This window comes from Pseudonocardia sp. EV170527-09 (assembly GCF_008369905.1).
Taxonomy (GTDB): Bacteria; Actinomycetota; Actinomycetes; order Mycobacteriales; family Pseudonocardiaceae; genus Pseudonocardia.
Map to the genome: position 1 here is coordinate 18,359 of NZ_VRMC01000033.1, position 19,137 is coordinate 37,495.

A 19,137-nucleotide genomic window follows, 5' to 3' on the forward strand; every position below is an offset into this window, starting at 1 on the left:
CCTCAGGTCCCGAGCCGCTGCTGCAGGCCGCTCGCACGCCCGGCCGGGCGGCCGATCGCGGCGCGCACCGCCTCCTCGGTGCCGATGATCCGCACGGACTCCTTCGCCCGGGTGACGGCGGTGTAGAGCAGCTCGCGGGTCATCAACGGTGAGTCCGCGGGCGGCAGCACGACGGTGATCCGCCGGAACTGGCTGCCCTGGCTGCGGTGCACCGTCATCGCGTGGACGGTACCGACACCACCGAGCCGGGCCGGTTCGAACGCGACCGAGGAGTTGTCCCGGGCGAACACCGCGCGCCGCCCGGACGCGGTCCGGACCACGACCCCGGTGTCGCCGTTGAACAGCCCCAGGTCGTAGTCGTTCGTGGTGACCAGCAACGGACGACCCGGGTACCAGGGGGCCTCGGCGGCGAAGCCGGGACGCTCGGTCTCGATCCACCGCTCGATCTCCGCGGTCCAGCGGGTCACCCCGTGCGGGCCGCGGCGGTGCGCGCAGAGGACGCGGTGGTCGTCGAGCACCCGCAGCGCCCGTGCGGAGTCCCCGGCATCGGCCGCACCGATCACGTCCACCGCGGCCCGGACCACGTCCTGGCGGAAGGTGTCCAGCCGGGACGGCTCGATCTCGGCCGCGTCGCCGTCGACGAAGGACAGGTCGGCCGCGCCGCGTCGCAGCAGGGCGACGGCGGTGTCGGCGTCGTCGTCCTGCACGGCGGCCGCGAAGTCCGCGATCGTGCCGCCGAAGCGCCAGTTGCGCTCCAGCCGCACCACCCCGTTGCGGACCACGACGGGCGGTCCGGGCTCGGCGGGTGCCGGCGTGCCCGCGGTACCGGATGCCGGGACGGGCCGGTCCACGCGGAACGCGCCGCAGGCGGCCAGTGCGTCCTGCAGCGCGGGCTCGGCCCGGCCGCCCGCGGCGGCGAGGTCGCCGAGCACCGCGCCGGCCTCCACCGAGGCGAGCTGGTCCGGGTCCCCGACCAGCACCAGCCGGGCGTCCGGGCGGACGGCCTCCAGCAGCCGCGCCATCATCGTCAGCGACACCATCGACGTCTCGTCGACGACCACGAGGTCGTGCGGCAGCCGGTTGCCGCGGTGGTGGCGGAACCGGCCCGAGGTGCCCCGCGAGCCGAGCAGCCGGTGCAGTGTCGACGCGGTCGCCCCCGCGACGGCGGCCCGGTCGGTCTCCGGCAGCCGCCCGTGGGCCTCGGCGACGGACTGGGTCAGCCGGGCCGCGGCCTTCCCGGTCGGCGCGGCGAGCGCCACCCGCAGAGCCGGCGCCCCCGGTGGGGCGGTCGCGCGGTGCAGGTCGTGCAGGACGGCGAGCAGCGCCGCGACCGTCGTCGTCTTGCCCGTGCCGGGGCCACCGGCGATCACGGCGACCGGTCGCAGCGCGGCGACCGCGGCGGCGAGGCGCTGCCGTTCGGCGCCGGGGTCGCCCAGCAGCCGGTCCAGCGCCGCGCACAGCCGGTCGGGGTCGACGGCCGCCACCGGTCCGGCGCGTGCGGTGAACTCGCGCCGGACCAGCTCCTCCTCCTGCCAGTAGCGCTCCAGGTAGAGCAGGTCCCCGAGCAGGCGCAGCGGCCGTGCGGCGGGACCGTCCTCGCCGACGGCGACCAGCGGGCTCGCCGCGCACGCCGCGCGCCACGCCATGGGTTCCGGCCAGGGCAGCCCGGACACGTCGACGGCGACCTCGCCCTCGCCGGCGGTCGTGTCCGCGGCGCTCGCCAGGTCCACGCACACCGAGCCGTTGCGGATCGCGCGGACGGCGAGCGCGGCGGCCAGCACCACGGGTTCGGGTTCGGCGGTGGCCGGGTCGTCGGCGGCGGTCGGGTCACCGCGCCCGCCGAGGGCGGCGAGCCGCCGGGCGACGTGGATGTCTCCCGGTGCGAGGATCTCGGCCTCGTTGAACGCGGCGAGCACCCCCGTCGCGGTGCGGGCGGCGCGTGGGCCGAACGGGTCCCGTTCGGGGGCCGGTGCTGCCGTCGGTGCCGGGGTGGAGGGTGCGGTCGTCGTCACGGGGTGCCTCCGTCCAGCAGGTCCGACAGCTCCTCGACCAGGGCGGCGGGTGGCCGCCAGGCGAAGACACCGCAGGGCGCGGCCAGCGGCCCGGACCCGGTGACCGGGGTGTCCGGCCCGCACATGCCACGCAGGAACAGGTAGCCGACGCCACCGAGGTGGGTGTCCGGGGCGTAGCCGGGCAGCCGCCAGCGCAGGTAGCGGTGCAGCGCGACGGCGTAGAGCAGTGCCTGCAGCGGGTAGTGCGCGTCGGCCATCGCCGTGGCCAGCCGGTCGGCGGTGTAGTGCGCCGCGGTCAGCGGGTCGCGCCCGGACGGGCCGGTCGGGCCCAGCCAGTTCGTCTTGTAGTCCACGACGAGGAACCGCTGCCCGGCCCCGTCGCGGATCCGCAGCACCGAGTCGATGCTGCCGGTCAGGTAGCCGCGCAGCGGCTGCCCGGCGAGGTCGGGGGAGTCGAGCAGGTCGGCGTAGCCGTGCAGCGGGTCATCGGGCCCGAGGTGCCTGCGGACCGCGGCGGCCAGCCCGGACAGGGTGAGCCGCCCGGTCGGGGTGTCCCCGCCGCACAACGGCAGCTCGAAGTCCAGCTCGGACAGCCGGTCACCCGGGGCGACGTCGGCCAGCGCGAGCCCGGACGCGATCGGCCCGAGCGGGGTCCGCAGCACCGGGACGAGTGCGTCGGCGAGCTCGTCGGGATCGAGGTCGGCCGGCTGGTGGCGCAGCTCCTCGGTGACGTGCGCGACGACCTCGGCGCGCAGTGCGGTGTCGCCCCCGGCCGCGGTGGTGGTGTCGAGGTGCTCCAGCACGGCGTGCACCAGGGTGCCGAACCCGGTGCCCGATGGCAGGTCGGCCATGGGGGAGGGGAACGCGGCCGGGTCGGCGGCGTCCGGCGCGGTGCCCCCGCCGGCACCGGTGAGCGGAGTGGCGTCGGGCTCGTCGACGATGCCCTCGTCCTCGGGCTCGGTCAGCACCCCGGGTGCGGTCGCGACCGGCTCCGCCTCGGCGTCGACGGCCGGGTGCGGGTGGTGCGCGGCGTGCGCCGCCGCGGTCAGCGCGGTGTAGGAGGTGCGCCGCCACGCGGTGTCGAGGGTGCGGGAGAACGTCGCGACGGCCGGCTCGGCGTCCGGCGGGACCGGTGTGCGCTCGACGGGGTCGCGGTCGCTCACGGTCTCCACCGACGCACCGGCCGGGGCGAGCCGTTCCCGCAGGAACGCCAGCGCGTTCGCGTCGCCGGGGACCTTCGCGGTCGGCTCCGGATCCGCGCCGGGCCCGGCGTGCCCGAACAGCACCCGGTGCAGCGACGACGCCGCCGTCGTGGTCCCGGGGACCCACCAGGCGACGACCTGGCTGCAGGCGCGGGTGAGCGCCACGTACAGCAGGCGGAGGTCCTCGCCGGCCTCCTCGGCCTGGTGCAGCGCGGTGCGCCGGGTGCGGTCCGGGCCGGTGGACCCGCCGACGTCGAGCAGCCGTCGCGGACCGTCGGAGCCGGGCGGGGTGTCGTGGTAGAGCAGCGTCTCGGGCCGGTCGTCGACCCAGCGGTCCCACGCGAACGGCAGGTACACCACCGGGAACTCGAGCCCCTTCGACCGGTGCACCGTCACGATCTGGACGGCGTCGGCGTCGGACTCCAACCGCCGGCTCCGCTCGGCCGAGGTGTCGCGGGCGGCCTCGCCGATCCGGTGCCGCAGCCACTCGGTGAGGGCCGTCGGGCCCAGGTGTCGTTCCAGCGCCGCGGAGTGCAGCACCTGGCCGACGTGGCGCACGTCGGTGAGGTCGCGCTCGCCGTCGGGACTGCGCAGCAGACGTTCGGCGGGGGCGTAGCGGGCGAACACCGCCTCCTGCAACGCGGCGACCCCGCGCTCGGCGAGCACCTGGTGCCAGGCCCGCAGGTCCGCGCCGAGCTGGTCGACCAGTCCCTCGGCGTCGGGCCCGCACAGGTCGGCGACGGTGTGCCCGACGAACCGGGTCAGCGCGGCGGCGCGCAGCCGCATCGAGCGTTGCGGCTGCTCGACGGCCTCCAACAGCGTCAGCCACTCCGCGGCGACCGGCGTGGTGAACACGCTGCTGGTGCCGGTGAGCACGGCGGGCACCCCGGCCTCGGCGCAGGCGTCCCGCACCAGCAGGCCCTGGGCGTTGGTCCGCACCAGCACCGCGACCTGGCCGGGGCGCAGCTGGTCCCCCGCGAAGCGGGCGGTGCCGTCGAGCAGCTGCGACAGGTCGACGGCGACGTCGCGGGCCACGACCGCGCGGGCGCCCTTGGCCCGGGCCAGGCCGCGCCCGGTCAGGTCGAGCCGGTCCCGGTCGACCAGCCGCAGCCGCAGCGGGGCGTCGTGCCGGGCGGTCAGCCGCCGCCCGGTGTGGTGGGCCCGGACCGGGTGGACGACGATCCCCGGGTCGCCGAGGGTGGCCTCGCCGAACACCCCGTCCAGCGCGGTGAGCAGCGCCGCGTCGCTGCGGCGGTTCGTCGACAGGGTGCGCTTCGTCGCCGCCGCGTCGGCGGCCCGCAGGTAGCTGTGCACGTCGGCGCCGCGGAAGGCGTAGATCGCCTGCTTCGGGTCGCCGATCAGCACCAGGGTGGTGCCCGGGGCGGAGTGGAAGGCCAGGGAGAGGATCTCCCACTGCAGCGGGTCGGTGTCCTGGAACTCGTCGACGAGCACCACCGAGAACCGCGACCGGAGCCGTTCCCGGGCGGCCGGGCCGCGGACCGGGTCGCGCAGCGCCGTCGCGAGGCGGGTGAGCATGTCGTCGTAGCTGTAGATGCGGGCGCGCCGCTTGCGGGCGTCGACCTCGCGGCGCACCGCGGAGGCGAAGCCGTACCGGGTGGCGGCCGGGGTGGTCGGGTCGGCGTCGCGGGGCTCCAGCTCGGCCTGCGGGTCGCCGACGGCGCGGCGGGCCAACGCCAGCGCCGCGGCCCGGTCGAACGCCGGGCGGCCCGCGTTCGGCGCGGCGTACTTGCGCACGTAGAAGTCGTCGACGACCTCGGTGACGACGTCGTCGACGTGGTCGACGAACTCCGCGTCCGGGTCGTTGTCACCGGCCACGCCCAGCCCCGCCAGCATCTGCATGCAGAACTGGTGGGTGGTCGCGATCGTGGCCGCGTCGAACGACGCCGAGGCCACGGCCAGCCGGGCCCGGCGCCGCTCCAGCTCGGCCGGGTCGGTGGCGGCCAGGTGCGCGACCACCGGGTCGGCGTCGCGGGTCGGCGGGGCGGCGCCGGCGAGCACCGCGGCCAGCGCCCGCTCGGTGCCCACCAGCCGCTCCCGGACCCGCTCGCGCAGCTCCTGGGTCGCGTCGCGGCCGAAGGTGACCAGCATCAGCCGGTCCAGGTCCGCGACGCCCTCGGCGACGTAGCGGGTCGCGAGCGCGGCGATCGTGTAGGTCTTGCCCGTCCCCGCACTCGCCTCCAGCACGACGGTGCCGGTCGGCAGCGGGCCGTCGACGTCGAAGGTCGGTGCCGACAGCAGGCTCGTGGTGCTCACGGCGCGTCCTGCCTCTCGTGGTCGAGCAGCGGTGCCCACAACCGGACGGCGAGCTCCCCGAACCGGGTGGGCTCGTCGCCGGAGCCGGGCTCGGGACGGACGACCAGCGGGCCGCCCGCGCCGCCCCGGACGAAGACGTGCGGGGCCTCGGCGTGCTCGAAGCGCGACCACTCGCTCTCCGCCGCGGCGAACGCGTTGGCGGGGACCACCCCGCGGGCGCGGTTGCGGGCGTAGACGGCGGCGGCGTCGGTCGGCAGCGGCAGCGGCGCCCGCAGTCCCTCGCGGCGCAGCGCGACCAGGTCGGCCAGGGTGCGACGGGCCAGGCCGGGGTCGACCGGGCCGAGCATCGAGCGGGCGGCGCCGCCGGGGCCGCGGCCGACGGTCACCGCCGTCCAGGACCGGCCGGGGTGTGCGGCGGTGAGCGCGAGCAGCTGCACCCAGGCCCGCAGCCGGTGCTTGGCCTTGAGCCGCGAGTACTCGACACGCACCACGACGTCGCCGTGCAGGCCCGGCACCGTCCCGGCGACGGCGCGGCCGTCCTCGGGTGTGCCGGTGAGCTGCGCGACGAGGTCCTGCGAGCCCGCCTCGCCGGTCGCGACCGTCGCGGCGACGGCGACCAGCGGCTCGACCTGCCCGCCGACCTCGGTGAGGACCCGGTGGCCGATCCCGCCGGGCGGGAGGTCCCCCCGCAGCGTCTCGGCCCGCGCCACGGCCTGCGGTGCGGCCCCGGCGAGCCGGTCGGTCAGCAGCCGGTCACCGATCTTCCAGGTGGCCAGGCCGTCGAGCTCGACCGGCAGCGCGTCGTCGGGCTCGACGTTCTCCTCCGGCGGCAGCACCCGCACCCGCTGGCGCAGGAACGCCCGCACCGGGTGCTCGACGAACGCGACCAGCTCGTTGAGCTCGACCACCCCGTCCGGCGGGTCCTCCGGCGGGGGCAGCGGGTCCGCACCGAACAGCGGGGTCACGGTGCGCGGCCCGGCCGCGGCCTCGGCGCCGCGCAGAGCCGCCCGGTCGAAGCTGAACGGCCCGTCGGCCAGCAGCGCGCCGGGGGTGAAGTTGCGCCGGTCGAAGGGCTGCAGCGGGTGCCGGGCCCGCAGCGCCCGTGAGGCGGGGGTGCCGGAGGTGGTCCGCACGCAGGTGTCGATCGCGTCGCACAGCTCCCCGACCGGTACCGACGGCGGTCGGTCGGCCCCGGTGCGCTCGTCGGCGCCGGAGGACACCACGACCAGATGCCGGGTGGCCGAGCAGATCGCGTCGAGCAGCAGCTGGCGGTCCTCCCCGCGCGGGTCGCGCTCGCCGACGACGGGATCCCGGGCCAGCACGTCGTCCCCGTCGGGGGCGCCCGCGCGGGGGAACACCCCGTCGTCGCAGCCCAGCAGGCACACCACCTTGTGCGGGACGGCCCGCATCGGGACCAGCGTCGCGACGGTCAGCGTGCCGGTCCGGAAGTTCGCCCGACTGGGCCGACCGCGCAGCCGCTCGGCGAGCAGACCGCGCACGTCGGGCAGGTCGAGGTCGACGGTGGCGGCCTGCGGCCCCGCGGAGGCGACGACGTCGGCCAGCTCCGCGCGCGCCTGCCCGGCCTGCCAGGCGTCGGTCGGGGTGGTGTCGGTCAGCGCCGACAGTCCCTCGACCAGCGCGTCCACCCACGCCGACAGCGGCTGCGGGCCGCGCAGCGCACCGAGCACGGTCGCGAGCCGGTCGACGAACTCGGCGAGCCGCCCGACCAGGTCCACGTCGGAGGAGTCGACCTCGTCCAGCGGCAGCGCGGTGCCCAGCCAGGCCGGGGCGCCCGGTGTCTCGGCCATCGCGACGCCGACGAGCATCCGGTCCAGCCCGGCCCGCCAGGTGTTCTGCCCGACCCCCTCGAGCCGGTAGGGCCGGCGGTGCGCGGCGTCGAGCCCCCACCGCACCCCGGCCGCGGTGACCAGCTCGGACAGCCGCTCCAGCGCGTCGTCGTCGAAGCGGAAGCGGCGCCGCACCGGGGCGGAGGCGACCAGGTCGAGCACCTGGGAGGCGCTGACCCGGGACCCGGCGAGCTCCAGCAGCGACGACACGGTGCCCAGCAGCGGGTTCGCCTGGCGCAGCGCACGGTCGGCCAGGCGCACCCGCAGCCGGTGCCCGGGGTGCAGCTCCTCCCGGGACGGGCCCGCGCCGTCCGGGGCGTCCGCGTCCGGGGCGAGACCGAAGGAGGCGGTGATCAGCGGCGCGAACACCTCGATGTCCGGGCACATGACGATGATGTCGCGCGGCTCCAGGTCCGGGTCCGCGGCGAGCAGCCCGAGCAGCACCTCACGCAGCACCTCCACCTGCCGGTCCGGGCCGTGGCAGGAGTGCAGCGCGACGCTGCGGTCGGCCGGATCGAGCAGCGGACGGTCCGCGGGGGCGGGCGGCACGGCGTCGTCGCGCAGCGCGGCCTGCAGGCGGCGCAGCAGCGTCGGCGGGCCGGTGTCGGCGGGGGCCGGGTGGTGGGTGTCGGCCACCGCGGGCCCGGCCGGGGGCAGCCGCAACGCCAGCTCCCGGGTGTCGCGGCCGAGCGAGCGCAGCAGCGGGTGACGGACCGCCTCGGCGCTGGTGTCGGTGGCACGCGACGGCACCCCCGGCGAACGCCCGGCGCGCACCGCGTCCCACATCACCGGCGACGGGTGCGGCAGCCACAGGTGGACCTCCCGGTGCGCCGCGAGGGACTCCAGGACGGCCAGGTGCTCGGCGGCCAGCCGGGTCGGGCCGAACAACGACAGCCGCGGCCCCACCTCGGGCCCCGGGTCGGCGCCCTCGCGCAGCAGGGCCACCGCCTCGTCGAGCCGTTCGGCGGGACCGGAGACCCCGAGTGCCGCGCGCAGGCGCCGCCACAGCTCGGGCTGCCACCGCAGGTCGGCGGGCACCGCGTCCTCCCCGGCGCGCCAGCGGCGCAGCAGCTCGGGGCGGTGGGTGGCGTAGGAGCCGAACAGCCCGGCCAGCGTGCGGGCGAGCGCGTAGCGGCGGCCGTGCCCGCCACGCTCCAGGTGCGCGGCCAGGGCGGTGAACCGGTCGTCCCCGGACGTGGCGACGGCCTCGTCGATCAGCTCCAGCAGCGGCCACACCGACCGGCCGGGCGACCACGGGTCGGTCACCGGGTCGGTGCCGGTGACGTGCGCGACGACCCCGCCGAGCAGCGCGGCCGGGGCCGGGAACCGGACGTTCGCGCAGACCCCGCCGCTGCCCGGCCCCGCACCGAGCCGGTGTGCCAGCCGCTGGGCGAGCCAGCGCTCCACCCCGCGCTCGGGGACCGCGACGGTCTCGGCCGCGAACGGGTCACCCGAGCCGACCGCCAGCACGTCGGCGAGCGCCTCCACGAGGGTGTCGGCGCGTTCGGCCCGATGGATCTCCAGCACGGACCGCACGGTAGCGGCGACCCCCGACAGGGACGGCCGGACCCCTCTACCAGGACGACACGCGGTAGTTCTTCAGGAACACTCCGTGCAGGTCCTCGCCGGCCTCCCCGGCGACGATCGGGTGGTAGACCCGGGCGGCACCGTCGGCGAGGTCGAGCGGGGCGTGGAACCCCTCCTCGGCCAGGCGCAGCTTCATCGGGTGCGGGCGCTCGTCGGTGATCCAGCCGGTGTCCACCGCGGTCATCAGGATCCGGTCGGTCGCGAACATCTCCCCGGCGCTGGTGCGGGTCAGCATGTTCAGCGCGGCCTTGGCCATGTTGGTGTGCGGGTGCCCGGGCCCCTTGTAGCCGCGGCCGAACACCCCCTCCATCGCCGAGACGTTCACGACGTACTTGTTGCGTGCGCTCGACGCCGCCATCGCCGGGCGCAGCCGCGAGACCAGCACGAACGGCGCCGTCTGGTTGCACAGCTGCACCTCGAGCAGCTCGAGCGGGTCCACGTGCTGGACGTGGTCGACCCAGCTGTTGACCGCCGCGGTGTCGGGGAGCAGCCCGCCCGCGTCGACCGCGGTGCCGTCGGCCATTCGCTCCGGCGAGGCCGAACGGGCCGTCGTCGCCAGCGCGGCCAGGTCCCGTCCGCCCGGGACCGCCCCGGCGAGCAGGACCGGGTGCTCGCGCGAGGCGCTGGTGAACGACACGATCTCCGGCAGCTCGCCCGCGGGCAGCTCCTCCTGCTCGGCCGCCTCCAGCGCGGAGTACGAACCGGGGGAGCGGCGCACCGTCTGTGCGGCGTTGTTCACCAGGATGTCGAGCGGGCCGGCGGCGGCGACCTCGTCGGCGACGGCGACGACCTGGGCCGGGTCGCGCAGGTCCACCCCGATCACCCGCAGCCGGTGCAGCCACTGCTCGGAGTCGGGCAGCGCCGCGAAGCGCCGGGCGGCGTCACGCGGGAAGCGGGTGGTGATCGTGAGGTGCGCACCGTCGCGCAGCAGCCGCAGCGCGATGTACATCCCGATCTTGGCGCGGCCGCCGGTGAGCAGTGCGCGGCGCCCGGTCAGGTCGGTGCGGGCCTCGCGGTGGGCGCGGTGCGCGGCGGCGCAGTCCTGGCACAGCTGGTGGTAGAAGGCGTCGACGACGGTGTAGCGCGTCTTGCACACGTAGCAGCCGCGGGCGCGGTGCAGCGTCCCCGCCGTCGCGCCGGGGGTGGTCGACACCAGCGGGATCCCGGCGGTCTCGTCGTCGATGCGTCCGGCCGCGCCGGTCGCGGTGGCGGCGGTGACGGCCTCGTCGGAGGACTTCTCGGCCTGGCGCTTCTCCGCGCGACGCCGCAGCCGCACCGACTTCCAGATCCCGGCGGTCGCCCGTCGGACGGCCACGGCGTCGGGGTGTTCGGGTGGCAGCTCGTCGACCTGGGCCAGTACCTTCAGCGCGGTCGCGAGCTCGTCCGGGTCGATGCCGGGGCTGGACACCGGGACACTCCTGGGATCGTGGTCGGGGGACGGGCGTCGATCCTAGTTCCCCCGATTCCGGCTCAGGACGCCAGCGGCTGACCGAGCCCGACCTCCTGCGCCATCTCGGTGAAGACGGCGATGTTCAGTTCGAAGGCGTGCACCGCCTCGGCGAGCAGGCGCTCGCGCTGCGCCGGGGTCCAGGGGGCCTCGTCGAGCAGGGTGCGGTAACGGGCCCGGAACGTCGAGGGATTGCCCAGGGCGGTGAAGTCGTAGAACAGCCGCCCCGGCCCGTCGATGCCGTAGGTGCGCTGCAGGAGCTTGCCCACGACCTGGCCGCCGGTGAGGTCGCCGAGATAGCGGACGTAGTGGTGCGCGACGAACAGCGCCGGGTCCGCCGCGGTCTCACGCAGCCGCGCCACGTAGGCCGCGGTCGCCGGCAGGACACGCGGGACCCCGCCGCCCAGGGCGTCGAGATCGGCGTGCAGCGCGGGTACCCGGCGCAGCTCGTCGATCAGGAACGGGCCCGCGAGCGGGTCGGCGGCCAGGACGTCCCCGGCCGCCTCCAGCGCGGTGTAGATCGCGACGTACTGCTCGGCGAGCAGGGTGTAGGCATCCAGCGGTAGCCCGCCGTCGAACAGGGCCGCGAAGTAGGACGAGTGGTGTGCCTGCTCGTGCACCGCCCGTGTGGCCTGGCGGAGATCGGCGGACAGCGTGCCCGCGATGGGGGTCGTGGCGGCCATCGGCCCTCCCGTGACGTGACGTCTGGTGCGACGGCACGGCGCCGGATCTGACACCGTGTCAGATCACGATGCTAGGGCGCGAACACGAGTAAGGCTAGCCTCAGTCGCGCGCAACCGTCGAGACCGCTCGCAGCACGGCCGCGACCGCGGTCTCCACCGTGGCGTCGAGCTCGGCCGGGTCGACGTCGACGATCCGCCTGCTCGACAGCGCCCCGGCGACGACGGCGGCGAGCACCCGGGGGTCGTCGTCGACCATGTAGCCCGCGGCCGCGCCCTCGCGCAGCACCGCGACCAGCCGGTCCCCGATGGGGTCGGCGTGCGCGGCGATCCGGCGGTAGGCGGCCGGGTCGAGCGCGCCGGCCAGTGCCTGGCCGGGCGGGAGGTGGAACTCGGCGAGGCGGCGCAGCTGCAGCCGGGCGAAGGTGGCGAGTCGTTCGCGCGGGCCCGGCGCATCGGCCAGCGCGGCGTCGAGGTCGGCGACGTAGCGCTGCGCCTCGTGCTCGACGAAGGCGACGAGCAGGGCCTGGCGGTCGGGGAAGTGGTTGTAGAGCGCCGAACGCCCCACACCGGCGGCCGAGGCGACCCCGGACAGGGTCACCGTGTCGAAGCCGCGCTCGTAGAGCTGCACACGCAGCGCGTCGAACACGCGCTCACGGACCTGCTCGCGGTGCGTGGCGAGCGAGCCCAGGACCTTCGGCACGCGGGCCAGTGTAGGCCCGCGTGCCGGTCGGCCCGGAACCTCAGAGCTGCGCGAGCACCGACTCGACGCCGGAGACGTCCACCGAGGACGGGACGTCCTCGACACCGATCCAGCGCACGACGCCGTCGGTGACGATCGCGGCGTAGCGCTTCGAGCGGGTGCCGAGCCCGAACGACGAGCCGTCCATGTCCAGGCCGGCGGCCTTGGCGAAGTCGCCGTTCCCGTCGGCGAGCATGAGTACCGCGTCGCCGGCGCCGCGGGACTCGGCCCAGGCCTCCAGGACGAACGCGTCGTTGACCGAGGTGCAGGCCACGGTGTCGACGCCCTTGGCCTTGAGCTCGTCGCGGCGCAGGACGAAGCCGGGCAGGTGGGTGTCGGAGCAGGCCGGGGTGAACGCGCCGGGCACACCGAACAGCACGACGGTTCCGGTGCCGAGCACCGAGGCGCTCTGCACGGGCTTCGGGCCCTCGGCGGACGGGGTCATCAGGGTGACGTCGGGGATCTGGTCACCGGCGGCGAGAGCCACGGGGTTCCTCCTGGTGCGACGGGGTGGAGTGGTCGGGACCGACCCTAGTCCGCCACCGCTGCGCCCCGCCCGGCCCGGCGCCGTCGTCACACCCCGGCTGTCGGGTACCCGCGGGCGCCGCACGGGTGCCGGGGCCGCCGCACGGGACGGAACCGTGCGGTCGGAGAGCACGGCGGGCCGCGTACGAGGCCGGTGCGGTCCACCGGCACGGCGGGCCGGTCCTCCGGGCGCGGGGCGACCAGCGTCCTCCCGGTCGACCCGGTGGCACCGCGTCAACGGCGGAGGGGGCCTCCGGACTGTGCGTCCCCGCCGGCGGGTCCCGTCCGCCCGGCGGTCACCGGACGCAGGAGATCCTTCCGGCGGCCGACGAGTGTCACCGCGCACAGCACCAGCACGACCAGTGCGGGGACCACGGACCCACCCGCGACGAACAGGTGCACCGACACCGCGCCGAGCATCAGCAGGGTGAGCGCGGCGGCGGCGAGTGCCGTCGTCGCCGGGACGAGCAGCCCGACCGCGCCGACGATCTCCGCCACCGCGACCGGGTAGCGGAGCCAGGCCAGGGGACCGAGCGCGTCGAAGACCGCCACGATCGCCGGGTCGCCGGTGAGCTTCCCGACCGCCGAGCCCACGAACACCAGCGCGAGCACCACCTGCAGCACCCACAGCGCGACGGCGGCCGGCCGGCTCACCGGGCCACGCCGTCCAGCTCGCGGGCGAGCTCGGCCTGGACCGCGGCCGCCTGCGCGGCGATGAAGAAGTGCCCGCCGGGGAACACCCGGGAGCGGAAGCCCCCGGTGGCCACCTCCGACCACGCCGCGGCCTCCTCGACGGTGGTGCGCGGGTCGGCGTCCCCGGTGAGCGACACCAGCGGGCAGGACAGCGTCCGGCCGGGGGTCCAGCGGTACCCCTCGATCGCGGTGTAGTCGCCCCGGATCGCGGGCAGCGACATCCGGAGGACCTCGTCGTCGGCGAGCACCGCGGAGTCGGTGCCGTCGAGCAGCGTGATCTCGGCGAGGACGCCGTCGTCGTCGAGCTCGTGCACGGCCTCGTCACGGCTCGTGGTCGGTCCACGGCGGCCGGAGACCACCACCGAGCCGGGGCCCGCTCCGTCGCGCTCGAGCCGCCAGGCGGTCTCGAAGGCCAGCGTCGCCCCCATGCTGTGCCCGAAGAACACGGTGGGCAGCGACGAGAGCCGCGACAGCTCGGCGGCGATCAGGTCGGCGAGCTCCTCGATGTCGGTGACACACGGCTCGTGCCGGCGGTCCTGCCGCCCCGGGTACTGCAGCGCGACCACGTCGTCGTCGGGGAACCGGGCGGAGACCGGGTGGAAGTAGCTGGCCGACCCGCCGGCGTGCGGGAAGCACACGAGCCGCCGTGTCGCGGACCGGGTCGGGTGGTAGCGGCGGATCCAGGGCGTCGTGCCGTCGTCCGGGATCGGGTCGCCGGCCGGTCGGCTCTCGGTGCTCGTGGTCATCTCGTCCCTTCGCGGGTGCGGGTACCGCCTCACGGGGTCCGGATCTGCGCGCCGTCCCCCTGCCCGGAGTCAACCCCGGTGGCTCCGGGCAAAACCCCAGATGCGTCGTCGGCGGTCGTCCCGGCGGCGTGCAGCCGGGCGTAGGCCCCGCCCCGGGCGAGGAGCTCGGCGTGCGAGCCGCGCTCGAGGATCCGTCCGGCGTCCATGACGACGATCAGGTCCGCGGCGCGCACGGTGGACAGCCGGTGCGCGATGACGAACCCGGTACGGCCGCGCCGCACCGCCGCCATCGCCTCCTGCACCAGCACCTCGGTGCGGGTGTCGATGGAGCTGGTCGCCTCGTCGAGCAGCAGCACCGCCGGGTCGCTCAGGTACGCCCGGGCCAGCGTGATCAGCTGGCGCTCACCGGCGCTGACCCCGGGCCGGTCGACGTCGACGACGGTGTCGTAGCCGTCGGGGAGCCGGCGCACCATCTCGTCGACGCAGGTGGCCCGCGCCGCCGCCACGACCTCCTCCCGGCTCGCGTCCGGACGGCCGTAGGCGATGTTCTCGGCGATCGTGCCGCCGAACAGCCACGGCTCCTGCGGCACGACGCCGATCATGCGCCGCAGCTCGTCGCGGGCCATCGTCGCGACGTCGACGCCGTCGAGCAGCACCCGCCCGGCGTGCGGTTCGTGGAAGCGCAGCAGCAGGTTGCCCAGTGTCGTCTTCCCGGCACCGGTCGCACCGACGACCGCCACCGTGCAGCCGGGCTCCACCCGCAGGGACAGGTCCTCGATCAGCGGCGTGTCGGGGCGGTAGCGGAAGCCCACCCGGTCGAACTCGACGAGCCCGCGCACCGTCGCCGGCCGGGCCGGGTCGACCGGGTCGGCGGACTGCTCGGGGGCGTCGAGCAGCGCGAACACCCGCTCGGCCGAGGCCAGTCCGGACTGGATCTGCGCGGAGAACCCGGCCAGGCTCACCACCGGCCTGCTGAAGATCATCACGAGCTGGGTGAACGCCTGGACGCCGCCGATCGTCATCGCACCCGCGGTGACCTGCAGGGCGCCCACGACGACGACCAGGACGTAGGCGAGGTCGGTCACGAAGCGGGTGCTGGGCTCGATCGTGCCGGTCACGGCCTGGGCGCGTCGCTCCGCCTCGCGCAGCGCCCGGTTGTGGCGGTCGAACTCCTCGGCGACGGCCTGCTGGCGGCGCATCGAGCTGACCAGGGCGTGCCCGCCGTAGGCCTGCTCCACGTGCGTGGTGACCGCGCCGGTCGCCTGCCACAGCTCGGCGAACCGGGGCTGCGCGCGACGCGCCGCCCGTGCGGCCAGCACCGCGGCGACCGGCACCGCGACCACGACCACCGCGGCCAGCGTCGGGGACAGCACCGCCATCACCACGACCACCCCGACGACGTTCGCCACCGTCACGAAGAGCTGGCCGACGGCCAGCTGCAGCGACTGCTGCAGGTTGTCGACGTCGTTGGTGACCCGGCTGAGCAGATCACCGCGCGGGGTGCGGTCGAGCTCGGCCAGCGGCATCCGGCTGATCTTGCGGGCGAGACGTTCGCGCAGGTCCAACAGGATCCGCTGGACGACCCGCGCGACGACCCGGCCCTGCCAGCGGGCCAGCAGCGCCGAGCCCACGAACAGCACCGCGGCGAGGGTCAGGACCGCGGCGAGGGCGGCCATGTCGACGCCCGCTCCGGGGGTGAAGTCGACGGTCCCGGCGACCTGGGCGAGAGTCTCGTCCCCGGACGCCCGCAGCCCCGCGACGACCTGCTCCTTGGTGGTGTCCGGACCCACCGAGCGACCGATCAGCCCGGCCGCGACGAGGTCGGTCGCCCGCCCCAGGAGCACGGGCCCCAGCAGGTTCGTCGCCGTCGCCACCAGCCCGAGTCCGACGATCAGTGCGGCCGCGGCGCGGTGCGCGGCGAACAGTCCCGCGACCCGCCTCGCCGTCGCGCGGGGGCCCCCGGACCGCGTCGTGCCGTCCGCGGTGCCGTCCGCGGTGCCGTTTGCGGTGTCCTCCGCGGTGTCCTGCGCGGTGACCTCCGTCGTGCCGTCGCTCATCGCAGGCCCCCGACGACCGGCTCGGCCACGGCCTGCTGGGACCGCACGATCTCGGCGAAGACCGGGTCCTCGCGCAGCAACGTGTCGTGGTCACCGCAGGCCACCATCCGGCCTCCGTCGAGGACGACGATGCGGTCCGCCGTGGCCGCGGTGGCGACCCGCTGGGTGACCAGCAGCACCGGCGCGCCGCCGGTCCGTGCCGCCAGCCCGGCACGCACCTCGCGTTCGGTGGTGGTGTCGAGGGCGGAGAAGCAGTCGTCGAGCAGGTAGACGCGTGGCCTGCGCAGCAGCGTGCGGGCCAGCGCGAGCCGTTGTCGCTGTCCACCGGAGAGGTTGCGGCCGTCCGGCGAGACCGCGGACTCCAGCCCGTCCGGGAGGCCGCGCACCAGCTCGTCCGCGCGGACGGCGGCCAGCGCGTCCCACAGCTGCTCGTCGGTGGCGGCGGGGGCGCCGAACCGCAGGTTCGTGGCGACGGTGCCCGCGAACAGCTGCGCGGTCTGCGGCACGAGGCCGACCCGGCGGGCCAGCTCGTCGGGGTCCATCTCCCGGACGTCGACGTCGTCCACCCGGACGCTGCCCGACGTCGGATCGAGCAGCCGCACGACCAGCGACAACAGGGTGCTCTTCCCGCTGCCGGTCCCGCCGAGCACCGCGACCGTCTCGCCGGGGGCGACGGTCAGGTCGACACCGTCGAGCATCGGACGTTCGGCGCCCGGGGCGACGTGCCCGACCCCGCGCAGCTCCACCCGGCCGCCGGCGGCCGGCCCGACCGTCGGGAACGACGGGACGCGGGGCTGCTCGGGGACGGGGGCGTCGAGCACCTCGGTCAGCCGGGCGACCGAGGTGCGGGCCCGGGCCGCGCCGGTGATGACGACGATCGTCATGACCATCGACAGCACGATCAGCGCCAGGTAGCCCAGGACCGCCGTCAGCACACCCAGCGGCATGAGCCCGGCGTCGACCCGGCCCGCCCCCAGCCACACCAGGCCGACCGCGAACACGTTCATCACCAGGGTGACCAGCGCCGGGAAGGTCGCCATCTGGTAGCCCAGCCGCAGCCCCGGGTCGTGGAGCTCACGGTTCGCCCCGGCGAACCGCGCGTGCTCGCGGCGGTCCTGCACGAACGCCCGGACCACCCGCACCCCGGCGATCTGCTCACGCAGGATCCGGTTGACCCGGTCGGTCGCGGTCTGCAGCCGGTCGTAGAGCGGGAACATCTGCACCAGCAGCCGCCCGATCGTCACCGCCACCACCACGAAGAGCCCGACCAGCACCAGCCCGATCCACGGGTCCAGGGCCGTCGCCAGCGCCAGCCCGCCCAGGGACATCACCACGGCCGTCACCGCGACGTCGAACAGGGCCAGACACAGCTGCTGCACCTGCCGGACGTCGTTCACCGAGCGGGTGATCAGCGACGGGACACCGAACCGGCCGACCTGCTGGACCGACAGCGACAGCACCCGCGAGACCACGGCGGTGCGCAGGTCGTAGCCGAGCTGCGCGGCGACCCGGGCGGCGAGCCACTGGGCCGCGACCGACGACACGACCTGCAGCACCGCCACCGCGGCCATCACGACCGCGATGCGGCCGACGAACCCGACGTCGCCACGCACGATGCCGATGTCGATGACCGCGGCGGCGAGGGTGGGCAGCGTCAGCACGGCGGCGGTCTGCACCAGCTGCAGCAGCACGATCCCGGCGACGGTGAGCCGGTACGGCCGCAGGCCGGTGCGCAGGAACAGGACGAGATCTCGGACCACGGGTGTCCCTCTCCGGCACGGCGGGCCCGGCGAGCGAGTCGCGGGGAACGGACGCGTGCACCCGACCACGGCGGCGGCCCGGAAATCCCCAGAGCACGGTGCGGCGCACCGGTCATGTCTCGACGAATCACTAGTCGGCGCGAACCTACCGTCGCCGCCGGAGTGGGGGACACCCACCACACGTCGGAGGGAGACGACCCCATGCCGAGGCGCGCGTTGATCACCGGGATCACCGGGCAGGACGGTTCCTACCTCGCCGAGTACCTGTTGTCGCTGGGCTACGACGTGTGGGGTCTGGTCCGCGGGCAGTCGAACCCGCGCCAGTCCCGCATCAGTCGTCTCGCCGCCGACCTGTCCTTCGAGTACGGCGACCTGCTGGACCAGGCCAGCCTGGTGTCGGTGGTCGACCGGGTGCAGCCCGACGAGGTCTACAACCTCGGCGCGATCTCGTTCGTGCCGATGTCCTGGCAGCAGGCCGAGCTGGTCACCGAGGTGAACGGCATGGGCGTGCTGCGGATGCTCGAGGCCATCCGGATGGTGGGCGGCCTGTCCGGGTCGCGGGGCTCGGACGGCGGCGGGATCCGGTTCTACCAGGCCTCGTCGTCGGAGATGTTCGGCAAGGCCGCCGAGACCCCGCAGTCGGAGTCGACGGTGTTCCACCCACGCAGCCCGTACGGCGTCGCGAAGGTGTACGGCCACTGCATCACCCGCAACTACCGCGAGTCCTTCGGCATGTACGCGGTGTCCGGGATGCTGTTCAACCACGAGTCCCCGCGCCGCGGCACGGAGTTCGTGACCCGCAAGATCTCGCTCGCGACGGCCAGGATCGCCTCGGGCCGGCAGGAGAAGCTGCACCTGGGCAACCTCGACGCGGTCCGCGACTGGGGCTTCGCCGGGGACTACGTGCAGGCCATGCACGCGATGCTGCAGCAGGACGAGCCGGGCGACTGGGTGATCGGCACCGGGGTCATGCACTCGGTCCGGGACGCGGTGCGCATCGCCTTCGAGCACGTCGGGCTGGACTGGCGCGACCACGTCGTGGTCGACCCCGCGCTGGTGCGTCCGGCCGAGGTCGAGGTGCTGTGCGCAGACACCACCCGCGCCACGGCGGCGCTCGGCTGGACGCCCGTGACGTCGTTCCCCGAGCTGATGCGGATGATGGTCGACTCCGACCTGGCGCAGCTCCGGCGCGAGGACAGCTACGGCGACCTGGTACCCGCCATGTCCTGGTGATCCGCGCAGGCCCGCGGCCGCCGCCCCCGCCCCCCGAACGCGGCCGGCGAGCGCCCCGCAGTCCACAGACGACCACGGCACCGCCGCGCAGGCGTGAGTCCGCCGTACCTCGAGATGGGTGTGCCTCGCGATGGACAACGAACAGAAGCTCCGGGACTACCTGAAGCGGGCGAGCGCGGATCTGCGACGCACCCGCAAGCGGCTGCAGGACGTCGAGGCAGCCGCGCACGAGCCGATCGCGGTCGTCGGCATCGGCTGCCGCTACCCCGGCGGGGTGGACGGTCCCGAGGCGCTGTGGCGGATGCTGTCCGACGGCGGGCACGGGATCGGCC

The 19,137-nt window shown here is 75.6% G+C and carries 12 protein-coding genes and 1 pseudogene; 2 read left to right on the forward strand and 11 right to left on the reverse strand.

All coding sequences use genetic code 11. From position 1 onward, the window contains the following. Positions 1–2: 2 nt before the first annotated feature. The 11 genes from recD to FVA95_RS12685 all read right to left on the reverse strand — a co-directional run bounded on the left by recD (position 3) and on the right by FVA95_RS12685 (position 17,572). Positions 3–2,012, reverse strand: a complete 2,010-nt coding sequence (gene recD / locus FVA95_RS12635) for an exodeoxyribonuclease V subunit alpha (protein WP_193564341.1) — start codon at positions 2,010–2,012, stop codon at positions 3–5. Continuing rightward, positions 2,009–5,488: a UvrD-helicase domain-containing protein gene (locus FVA95_RS12640; RefSeq protein WP_205015837.1), complete on the reverse strand. Its 3,480-nt coding sequence runs from the start codon at positions 5,486–5,488 to the stop codon at positions 2,009–2,011. The genes recD and FVA95_RS12640 overlap by 4 nt, the downstream gene beginning before the upstream one ends. Beyond that, positions 5,485–8,862: an exodeoxyribonuclease V subunit gamma gene (recC, locus tag FVA95_RS12645; protein WP_164514857.1), complete on the reverse strand. Its 3,378-nt coding sequence runs from the start codon at positions 8,860–8,862 to the stop codon at positions 5,485–5,487. The genes FVA95_RS12640 and recC overlap by 4 nt, the downstream gene beginning before the upstream one ends. Positions 8,863–8,908: 46 nt before the next feature. Beyond that, positions 8,909–10,330 carry an SDR family NAD(P)-dependent oxidoreductase gene (locus tag FVA95_RS12650; RefSeq protein WP_193564342.1) on the reverse strand — a complete coding sequence of 474 codons (1,422 nt, stop codon included), beginning with the start codon at positions 10,328–10,330 and terminating at the stop codon, positions 8,909–8,911. Positions 10,331–10,392: 62 nt separating this feature from the next. After that, on the reverse strand, positions 10,393–11,052 hold the full coding sequence (locus tag FVA95_RS12655; protein WP_149664389.1) for a heme oxygenase (biliverdin-producing): 660 nt from the start codon (positions 11,050–11,052) through the stop codon (positions 10,393–10,395). A 100-nt stretch (positions 11,053–11,152) separates the two neighbouring features. Then, entirely contained in the window at positions 11,153–11,752 is a 600-nt protein-coding gene (locus FVA95_RS12660; protein ID WP_149664390.1) for a TetR/AcrR family transcriptional regulator, read from the reverse strand. Positions 11,753–11,792: 40 nt separating this feature from the next. After that, the gene (locus FVA95_RS12665; protein ID WP_149664391.1) at positions 11,793–12,278 is read right to left on the reverse strand and encodes a peroxiredoxin; all 486 of its coding nucleotides are present in this window, start codon (positions 12,276–12,278) and stop codon (positions 11,793–11,795) included. Between the two features lie 272 nt (positions 12,279–12,550). Continuing rightward, entirely contained in the window at positions 12,551–12,970 is a 420-nt protein-coding gene (locus tag FVA95_RS12670; protein ID WP_149664392.1) for a DoxX family protein, read from the reverse strand. Continuing rightward, on the reverse strand, positions 12,967–13,755 hold the full coding sequence (locus FVA95_RS12675) for a thioesterase II family protein (RefSeq protein ID WP_149664393.1): 789 nt from the start codon (positions 13,753–13,755) through the stop codon (positions 12,967–12,969). The genes FVA95_RS12670 and FVA95_RS12675 overlap by 4 nt, the downstream gene beginning before the upstream one ends. 29 nt (positions 13,756–13,784) lie before the next feature. Further along, the gene (locus FVA95_RS12680; protein ID WP_149664394.1) at positions 13,785–15,812 is read right to left on the reverse strand and encodes an ABC transporter ATP-binding protein; all 2,028 of its coding nucleotides are present in this window, start codon (positions 15,810–15,812) and stop codon (positions 13,785–13,787) included. After that, positions 15,809–17,572 carry an ABC transporter ATP-binding protein gene (locus FVA95_RS12685; RefSeq protein WP_193564343.1) on the reverse strand — a complete coding sequence of 588 codons (1,764 nt, stop codon included), beginning with the start codon at positions 17,570–17,572 and terminating at the stop codon, positions 15,809–15,811. Before FVA95_RS12685 ends, FVA95_RS12680 begins: the two co-directional genes overlap by 4 nt. A gap of 201 nt (positions 17,573–17,773) precedes the next feature. Here FVA95_RS12685 and FVA95_RS12690 point away from each other — a divergent pair, with 201 nt between their 5' ends. Beyond that, positions 17,774–18,805: a GDP-mannose 4,6-dehydratase gene (locus FVA95_RS12690; protein WP_020627527.1), complete on the forward strand. Its 1,032-nt coding sequence runs from the start codon at positions 17,774–17,776 to the stop codon at positions 18,803–18,805. Between the two features lie 130 nt (positions 18,806–18,935). Beyond that, positions 18,936–19,085 (forward strand): annotated as a pseudogene (locus FVA95_RS34320) (polyketide synthase docking domain-containing protein); the annotation flags it as partial. Between the last annotated feature and the right edge of the window lie 52 nt (positions 19,086–19,137).

What these genes read in the sequence shown, in the direction of transcription:
- FVA95_RS12655 (WP_149664389.1), bottom strand. Translation starts at nt 11,052, where the DNA reads ATGGCCGCCACGACCCCCATCGCGGGCACGCTGTCCGCCGATCTCCGC.
- FVA95_RS12675 (WP_149664393.1), bottom strand. Translation starts at nt 13,755, where the DNA reads ATGACCACGAGCACCGAGAGCCGACCGGCCGGCGACCCGATCCCGGAC.
- FVA95_RS12680 (WP_149664394.1), bottom strand. Translation starts at nt 15,812, where the DNA reads ATGAGCGACGGCACGACGGAGGTCACCGCGCAGGACACCGCGGAGGAC.
- FVA95_RS12690 (WP_020627527.1), top strand. Translation starts at nt 17,774, where the DNA reads ATGCCGAGGCGCGCGTTGATCACCGGGATCACCGGGCAGGACGGTTCC.